Raw genomic sequence first — 6,329 nt, forward strand, 5'->3', positions numbered from 1 at the left:
AAGGATTATGAGTCCTCTGCTCTAACCGACTGAGCTACCGGCCCGCACGCCGCGGCGTACGGGGCAAAGATAGAGGTGCCCGCCTGAGGCCCGGCACACCCCATGTGATGCCGGACGAGGGACGGCGGGCACCGCGCATCAGATCCTGGGAGGGAGGGTCGGACCTGATGCTTTCCCTGCCCTCTCAACGAAGCTCTCCCGGTGGGGTTACGCCGCCGGTGCCTTCTGGTCGACCCGCTGCAGCTCGCCGAAGACCGCGAGCCGGTCGTCGGAGTGGAAGAGCTCGGCGCAGGTGACCAGCGTGATCAGCCGCTGACCGGGCACCTGGGGTGGCTCCACTCCCCCGGGCTCGGGGTTGTCGGGCAGCTCCTCGAGCACCCACCCGCCGCTGTCGAACCGGACGCGCAGGGCGTCGCCGCGGGTGATGAGGCGGTAGGTGTAGACGTGGGTGCGGGTCTCGATGACCACCTCGTCACCCACGCGCAGGTCCGGCATGTGGCGGAGCGGCTCGTTGCGGGTCGTGCGGTGGGCGACGATGACGAAGTTGCCCTTCTGCCCGACCTCCGCCGACTCCTGCATGTGCCCGTAGCCGGCATGCAGCGCGTCGTAGCCGGTGAACTCCAGCAACGGGATCGCGTAGTCGTCGCCGAAGCGCGGCACCCGCACGATGCCCTCGACGTTGCCCCACTTCACGCGGGGTTCCTTGCCGTGCGACCACGCCTGCTCGGTCTCGGTGCGGACCTTCTCCTGGATCCGCGCCGACTGCCAGTCGGTGCCCCAGAACTGCCAGCCGATGTAGCCCAGACCGGAGAGCCCGGCCAGGATCAGCACGACACCGATCAGACGACGCATGGCTTCTCCTCGACGCTCGTTGGCTCACCCATTCTCGCGCGTCATCGGCCTCCGCGGGTCAGGAACCGTAGTACGCCTTCTTCGCGTCCGCTGCGGCGTTGGTGATGCTCCGAGTGGCGGACTCGGAGACCTGGAGCGCCACGGGCAGGTCGACCCGGCAGGTGGCGCCGGCACAGTCCTTGACCTGGGTCAGCACGGCGTTGAGCTGTCGCCGCACGTCGGCGTAGGCCGTCGACCCGGCGACGTTGCGCAGCTGGTTGGGGTCCTTGACCATGTCGTAGAGCTCGACCGCCCCGCGTGCATAGCGGAAGAAGGCGTAGCGGGCGGTGCGGATGCCCATCACGGCCCGGCCCCGGCCGAACGCCTCGTTGACCAGCGTCGAGGAGCCGTTGCCGGCCTCGAACATCGTCACGCGGGTCCAGCCGCGCGACGTCGCGATGTCGGCCGCCAGCGAGCGGCCGTCGGCGTACGGCAGGCGTGTGCCGGCCCACTCGGCGACCGTCGCCGAGAGGTCGACGGTCGTCGCCGGGGCGACGCGGCTGCCCTCGGGGATGCCGGGGCCGGCCATCAGCAACGGCACCTTGTACGACGGCTCGTACGGCGAGTTCTTGCCGTCCAGCCGCCGGTGCTCGCCGAGGAAGTAGCCGTTGTCGGAGGTGAAGACGATGCGCGTGCGCCCGAGCTCGCCCCTGTTGGCCAGCATCCGGAACATGCGTCCGAGCTGGACGTCGAGTGCATAGAGCGCCTCCGCGCGCTGGCGGGTCAGCTTCAGCACCGCGCGACGATCGGCGTCATCGAGACGCGGGAGGTTGCGGATCATGCTCGGCTTGTCCGACACGTCGGGCTCGGGCTCGCCGGAGGCGGGCACGCCACGGCCGCGACGGATCTGGTCGTCGAAGCGACCCTTCACCCAGTCGGGACGGGCCGGGGTCTTCAGGCCCGGGTCTCCGGGCTCCCACGGACCGCCGACGTGCGGCGCGAGCGAGTTGACGTAGAGGAACCAGGGTGCCGAGAGGCTGGTGAAGCGGTCGAGGACCTTCAGCGACTCATCGGCCATGACACGGGAGGAGTACGTGCCCGCGTGGCCCTGCAGGGAGCCGTTGACGTTGACCGTCGTGTCGAAGTAGCGGTAGGTGCCACCAGCGCGCGGGTCGGACTCCGCCAGGCCGGTGCCGTCGGGGGTGCCGCGCCACTGGTGCCAGCCCGCAGGCACGAAGGTCGCAGGGCGGGCGGTCGGGTCCGTCTTCGGCTTCGCCAGCCCGTAGCGGTTGAGGTACTTGCCGACGTAGCCGGTGCGCATGCCGACGCCGCGGAGTGCGGTCGCCAGCGTGCGGGAGTCGTTGAACGCGCCGTAGCCGTAGGGAGCGTCGTGCCACCAGACCTTGTGGTTGTGCGTGAAGCGGCCGGTGAGGAACGACGCGCGGTCGGGGCAGCACAGGGGCGTCGTCGCATAGGCGTTGCGCCAGGTCAGGCCGCGCTGCTGCACGTAGCGACGGACGTTGGGCATGAACCGGAGCTCGTCGGCCCGCATGTCGTCGGTCATGATCACGAGGACGTTGGGCCGGGTCGCGGCCTCGGCCGGCACCGTGGCGGCCTCGTGGACGGTGAGCGCCGCGACGCCGGCGGTCAGCGCCAGCGTGGTCATCACGGCAGTGGTCGTGCGCCAGCGGGGCAGACGCCCCTCGCGGCGCGCGTGCAGGCGCGCGAACATGTGTCCCCCGAATCGCGTGGGCCGCACCCGAAGCGGGCCCGATCAGGGACGATCCTAAGGCCGGGCGCCGACATCCGCGGACAAACCGCAGGAAGCACCCGCGGGCTGCGGGGCGACAGTCGCGCGCCGGGAAATGCGAACCGCCCCTGACCGATGATCAGGGGCGGTGGCTTGCTCCCCCGGCTGGACTCGAACCAGCAACCCTTCGTTTATCAGTCGGCGCAGGCCAGGGCACGTGCCGTGTGGGGCCTCGAGGCCGAGGACGACGCGGCATGAGCGCGCTGGCACCTGAGGTGCTCGTGAAGGTCTGCGGGTGGTGCTACTCGCTCGAGGTGAAGTCGATGCCCACCGTCACGGTGGTGTGGCGACACGACCCCGTCGACTGCTGGTGCGAGAGCAACGCTGCCAACGGCAGGCGCCACGTGTCGGCAACGTGCGCGCTGCACGAAGCCCGGGAGCGTGCCGACCTCGAAGAGCTCGGCTACGAGGTCGTGGCGGTCTACCGCGAGGACCCGATGCCGGTGGTCTACGGCCCTCGGGCCCTGTGGGGTCCGCTGGGATAGCCGTTCGGCTGCGCACAAGTAGCCAAAAGGATGATCTTTGGCCGGTTCGCCGGTCACCACCACTCTCGGGCTGTACAACCGGGGGCGGGATGGGAACAACTACACAACGGCCGAACGGGTGGCGCGAGGCGGTCCCCTTGTGGGTCGACGCTCTACGCGCCGCGAACCGGTCCGAGAAGACGATCAGGCTCTATCGGCACTACCTCGGCCTGTTGCAGGCCGGGCACCGGTCACCGTGGGCGGTGGGGACCGGCGATCTCGAGGCGTACCTCGGCCGCGATGGCTGGGGCGCCTCGGCGCGGCACTCGGCGCGGTCGTCGGTGGTGTCGTTCTACCGGTGGGCGTGGCGTCACGGGCACCTCGAGGAGGACCCCACGCGGCGCCTCGAGGGCGTGCGGGTGCCCAAGGGGCAGCCACGTCCCACCCCGGAGTTTGTCGTACGCCAGATGCTGCGGGACCACCCGGACCGCATCGGGTTCATGACCCTGCTGATGGCCGAGATGGGCCTACGGTGCGGCGAGGTCGCCCAGGTCAACGCCCGCGACTACGTCGCCACACCGGGCGGGCTGGCGCTCGGGGAACTGCTGGTGCACGGCAAGGGCGGCAAGCAACGCCTGTTGCCGGTGGCCTCGGAGCGGCTGCACGCGCGCCTGTCGGCGGTGAGCGGGTGGGCGTTCCCCAACGGCAAGGGCGGCCACCTGTCGGCCGCGCACGTGTCGGTGCTCATGTCCAGGGCGTTGCCGGGTGACTGGACGGCGCACAAGCTGCGGCATCGCTGCGGGACGGTGCAGTACGACCGGACGCGGGACCTGCTGGCGGTCTCGGCGTTCCTCGGGCATGCCAACACGGAGATCACCCAGACGTACGTGGCGATGCCGCGTGACGCCCTCGCGGCGGTTGCGAGGGCGTCGGCGCTCTAGTGGCGGGAGTCGCGGCGGATGCGGTCCTGCTCGAGCTGCGGACGAGCCTTGGGGTCCACCAGATGATCGGGCAGGACGTCGGCAATGCCTGCACGCAGCTTGGAGTCCATGAGGCCGTTGGACAGCTCGTCGACGGTCTTCTCGACGGACCCGATCTTGGCCAGGGCGAGCACCCCGACGACGGTGGTGGACAGCGCCGTGAGGATCAGGCCGATGGTGTTCGCGGCCTGCTCGGAGGGAGCGAAGACGGCCACCACCACCACCCCGAACATGGTGGTGCAGAACATGGCCACGACGCCGACGATGATGGCGGTCTGGTTCTTCATCGGAGCCCCTTGAGCGCCTCGAGGGCGGTGCGGATCTTGGCGGCGTCCTTGGGTCGGCGTACGAGCGCGGCCTTTAGCAGGCGGCGGGCTCGAGCAACGCGGGTGAGGGTGAGGCCCCACGGAGCCGTGGAGTCGTAGCGGGCCTTGTCGGACTGCACCGACACGTGGACGTGCTTGAGGTGGGCGTTCACGCCGCTGTAGGGCGCCGGGGTCCAGGCGGGGATGCCGGGCTTGTCGTACGACCGCCAGATGGTGCGGTTGAAGATGACGTACTTGATGCGGCGGTCCCGTCGCGCAACCAGCGTGCGGGCGATGACGTCGGCCACGGCCTCGTCGTCGGTGAGGTCGATCGCGGTCACCACGCCCATGGTGCCGTCCTTGACCCACGGGTTGTGGTCGGAGTCGCGGGAGGCGTGCTCGGCGTTGCCGATCGTTCCGTCTGAGGCCTTGTTGCGGGTGGGCCAGCGGTTGTTGACCTCGGTGCGGAGGGTCTCGAGGGACTTGGCGAGGCGCCATGGTGGCGTGGGCATGGTGGTGTCCTTTCCTGTGAACGTGAAGGTGGCCACGACGGGCGCGTGGTCGGTGTGCAGGTCGCGGCGGATGACGCGGCGGGTGACCTTGCGTACCTGCGGCCGGACGGCCGGGGCGTAGACGATGTGGTCGAGGCCGTGCTTGGCGAGCGTGTAGGCGCCCTTGGCGAGGGTGGCGGGGTCGTAGCTCACGCGGTTCATGTCCCCGATCACGAAGACGTCGCGGCCATGGACGTGCTCGAGGGCGATGGCGTCAGCGATGGCGCGGTGGTGGGTGTTCCACTTCTCACGCCGCCACGCGAGGTCGGGCCGGTGCCCTGCGGTCCAGGCACCGGAGACGTAGTGCGTGTTGATGACCGTGAACGCGGCGGAGAGCCCCCGAGGACGGCGTACGCCGACGGTGGCGGCGGTGTAGCCGCGGTGCGGGGAGATCCCGGCCTTGCCCTCATGGGTCTGGACGTGCCACGTCTCGAGCACCTCGAACCGGTCCGGGTCGAGCAGGATCGGGGTCGGCCTGCCGCCGATGACACGCCATCCGGGGAACGCGGCCTTGAGCGCCTCGAGGTCGGAGGGGTCACCGATCTCCTGCGCACCGATGATGGTGGCGCCGCCACGGACGAGCTTGGCCATCGCGCGGGCGTCGGAGCGGACCTGCGCGGGCGTCAGGTCGGGAAAGTCCTTCTCGTTCCAGGTCACAAGTCGCACGGGGTCACGCCCTCAGGTAGGTGATGGTGGCCTTGCTGCCTGCCGCGCTGCCGATGACGTCGAGTGACCCGCCCGAGTTCTGCCATGCCTCGATCTCGAGGGTGTCGCCTGCGGCGAGCCGGACGGAGTCGGAGAACGGCACCGAGGTCAGCGAGGAGGGGTTGGTGCCGATGGTGTTCCGGTAGACCTCGGTCCCGGCCGCGAGGATGCGGGCGATGCGCGAGCCGGTGGCGTTGGAGGCGAAGGTGATGACACCGCGTACCTCGTAGATTCCGGCCCGGTCCGCGGTGAAGGTGCCCGAGGAGTAGGCCATGGAGATCGCGGGGGTCCGGTTGGTGTCCCACAGAACCTTGGCGAAGGTGGAGGTGGCGACGGACTGCGCCGCGGCGCGGTAGACGTCGCGCCACGGCAGCCCGCCCGGGGTGGCGGGTGGTGCGGGCACCAGCTGCGGCGCCGCGACGGACCCGACGACCTCGAAGGAGTAGCCGACGATCCACTTCTTGGGGGTGATCTGGTGCTCGAGGGCGGTGATGCGGTAGTCGGCGTTGACCTTGTCGGAGTAGGTGACGTGGACCTTGTCGTAGAGGTCGAGCGTGGCGCCGTGGGCGTGGCTGCGGGCATCCACGACGGGCAGGACGAGGGAGTTGCAGCACCGCGCGGGGGTGGCGTTGGCGGCGAGGATCGCGGCCGCGTAGGCGGCGATCGAGGCGGAGGACTCGGTG

General features: G+C 70.1%; 7 protein-coding genes. 2 read left to right on the forward strand and 5 right to left on the reverse strand.

Annotation, left to right across the window (positions count from 1 at the left end; all coding sequences use genetic code 11):
• Window positions 1–207: 207 nt before the first annotated feature.
• Together VLF38_RS06785 and VLF38_RS06790 are read right to left on the reverse strand one after the other, a co-directional pair.
• On the reverse strand, window positions 208–852 hold the full coding sequence (locus VLF38_RS06785) for a sortase domain-bontaining protein (protein WP_325270519.1): 645 nt from the start codon (window positions 850–852) through the stop codon (window positions 208–210).
• Between the two features lie 58 nt (window positions 853–910).
• Window positions 911–2,563, reverse strand: coding sequence for a sulfatase (locus tag VLF38_RS06790; protein ID WP_325270520.1), 1,653 nt, complete (start codon window positions 2,561–2,563; stop codon window positions 911–913).
• Window positions 2,564–2,835: 272 nt separating this feature from the next.
• On the opposite strand from VLF38_RS06790, the gene VLF38_RS06795 reads away from it, so the two are divergent.
• The gene (locus VLF38_RS06795) at window positions 2,836–3,126 is read left to right on the forward strand and encodes a hypothetical protein (RefSeq protein WP_325270521.1); all 291 of its coding nucleotides are present in this window, start codon (window positions 2,836–2,838) and stop codon (window positions 3,124–3,126) included.
• Between the two features lie 137 nt (window positions 3,127–3,263).
• A complete protein-coding gene (locus VLF38_RS06800) occupies window positions 3,264–4,046 on the forward strand; it encodes a tyrosine-type recombinase/integrase (protein ID WP_325270522.1) in 783 nt (260 codons plus the stop codon).
• On the opposite strand, the gene VLF38_RS06805 is transcribed toward VLF38_RS06800, so the two are convergent.
• From VLF38_RS06805 to VLF38_RS06815, 3 genes are all read right to left on the reverse strand, one after another.
• Window positions 4,043–4,372: a hypothetical protein gene (locus VLF38_RS06805; protein ID WP_325270523.1), complete on the reverse strand. Its 330-nt coding sequence runs from the start codon at window positions 4,370–4,372 to the stop codon at window positions 4,043–4,045. The genes VLF38_RS06800 and VLF38_RS06805 overlap by 4 nt on opposite strands.
• A complete protein-coding gene (locus VLF38_RS06810; protein WP_325270524.1) occupies window positions 4,369–5,607 on the reverse strand; it encodes a hypothetical protein in 1,239 nt (412 codons plus the stop codon). Before VLF38_RS06810 ends, VLF38_RS06805 begins: the two co-directional genes overlap by 4 nt.
• A 4-nt stretch (window positions 5,608–5,611) precedes the next feature.
• The coding region (locus tag VLF38_RS06815; protein WP_325270525.1) for a hypothetical protein at window positions 5,612–6,329 on the reverse strand (718 nt) is incomplete at its 5' end.

The sequence above is a fragment of the Nocardioides sp. genome (assembly GCF_035481145.1).
Lineage (GTDB): Bacteria > Actinomycetota > Actinomycetes > Propionibacteriales > Nocardioidaceae > Nocardioides.